We start from the raw sequence: 2,003 nt of genomic DNA on the forward strand, positions 1-2,003 counted from the left end.
GTTAACAGCAAATAACGGGTTGTATGCTAAAAATTGTTATTTTAGAGACCAAGTAAAAATAAACTAAGCCGACAAGTCCGTGGCCCTAATCCCGTGACTTGCGTTAACCGTAACCGTTGCCAAGAATAGCGCCGACAAAAATAAATATTCTAACCTGCTAATATTGTTCATTTTCTTATTGAAAATCCAGCTCACATTTAGCGGAAAAAAGGAATTATAAAGTTTGAACTTAAAAAGGTAGATTCTGGATGATAGAAGTTTTTTCAACGGAATCTTAAATATTCGTTTTATACAAAAATCCAGGAAAATAGAAAATGAATCAGGTTTTCAATTAAAGAGAGTTGGTTCAATTATAGAAAAATCAAACCGACTTCTACTCTACCGTAGAATTTGAAAAGAAAACTTGTGTAAAAACAGAAAGTTTCAAACGGAAAGAATTTCAAAAAGTACGCTGACACCTACTCAGCCGGAAAAACTTAAAATAAAAATAGAACCAAAAAATTGAATAATTCAACAAGCCGAAAAATCCTTATCATTCTAGAAAATTAAAAGTCAAAAGGAATAATAGAACAAAAAGAAAATTTCAAAAAACAAACTGACCAGAACGGCCAATCTCTCGTGCTTACTCTGGCGTGGCGCTACTCTAGGCAACATCGCTTAACAGCAAATAACGGGTTGTATCCTGAAAATTGTTATTTTTAGAAACTAATTTAAAAATCAACGAGCCGACAAATACGTGTTCCTAATCCCGTTACTTGCGTTAAACGTAACCGTTATGCACAAGAAATATTTTAAGTTTTGGGGTTTTAATAATGAGAAAACGTGATTACTCAAACGCAGGATTAAGAAGATAATTATCTCCAAAAAAGTTTAAGAAAACCGCAAATCATTCCGGAATTTAAAAAGCTGAACTTTATTGATCCTGAAAACCATTACGCCGATTCTATGCAGACAGAAAAAATTGTCTTCAATTCACATGTTTTAGGTAATATTTCCAGTGCATAACATCGGTTAACAGCAAATAACGGGTTGTATGCTAAAAATTGTTATTTTAGAGACCAATAAAAATCCGTTAGCCGACAAGTCCGTGTCTATACTCCCGTGACTTGCGTTAACCGTAGCCGTTAGGCACAAGCTTTATTGAAAATTATGAGTTTAAAAGAAGAATATAAAAAAGATTTGTTAGAAGATTTAAGATACAGCGTGTCTAAATTTGACACACAAGTCTTAACTATCGCTAGTGGAGCTATTGCTATTTCATTAACTTTCATAAAAGAGATAGTTCCAATAAAATATGCTGTCGCAGAATGGTTATTCTTACTCGCACTTATGTGCTTCATCATATGCCTAACATTAGGATTTATTAGCCACTATTTGAGTATTAAAAAGATATCAGAATCAATTGATAAAATTGATGAAAATAGAATAGAAGAAATAACTTCTGAGGAATGGATTCCAAAAATAAATTTAGGTATGGTTATAATATTACCGTTAGGAATCTTACTGCTCACTTCCTATAGCTTAATAAATATGAAGCATTACAAAGAAATTTCAAATAAGCCAAAAAGAACAATAACGATTGAAGGAACTAAAATTCATAAAAATGGAAAATAAAGATAAAGAATATTTAAAAAAATTAAAAGAAGACAAACTTAAAGGAGGAGATTACCTAGAAAAAGGTATGCCTTTTAAAAAACCTTCACAAGATTTGCTAAATGAATTACAAAATCAGAGTAATTCACAATCGAATTCAACATCGGATGATTCATCTAGTGATAAAGATTCTGAGTAAAAAGCCAGTGCCTAACAGCGGTTCATCTCAAATTCCGGGTATTATAGAAAAAGTGTAATTTTAGAAATCAAGAAACAAATCGGTGAGCCGACAAGTCCGCGTCCCTACTCCCGTAACTTGCGATAACCGCAAACCGTTGGCATTAATACTTAAACAGAGAAAAATTAATTTTGAAATCTGATTTAAAGTAATAACTTTGTATTTACAAAAA

General features: G+C 32.0%; 2 protein-coding genes. Both read left to right on the forward strand.

Annotation, left to right across the window (positions count from 1 at the left end; translation table 11 throughout):
- The first annotated feature begins 1,149 nt into the window (after positions 1 to 1,149).
- A complete protein-coding gene (locus AB8M93_RS18745; protein WP_373060522.1) occupies positions 1,150 to 1,614 on the forward strand; it encodes a hypothetical protein in 465 nt (154 codons plus the stop codon).
- Entirely contained in the window at positions 1,604 to 1,792 is a 189-nt protein-coding gene (locus AB8M93_RS18750; protein WP_373060524.1) for a hypothetical protein, read from the forward strand. The genes AB8M93_RS18745 and AB8M93_RS18750 overlap by 11 nt, the downstream gene beginning before the upstream one ends.
- Positions 1,793 to 2,003: the final 211 nt, after the last annotated feature.

Origin of the sequence: Autumnicola aciditolerans (genome assembly GCF_041679265.1) — a bacterium.
In the GTDB taxonomy this organism is placed as follows: domain Bacteria; phylum Bacteroidota; class Bacteroidia; order Flavobacteriales; family Flavobacteriaceae; genus Autumnicola.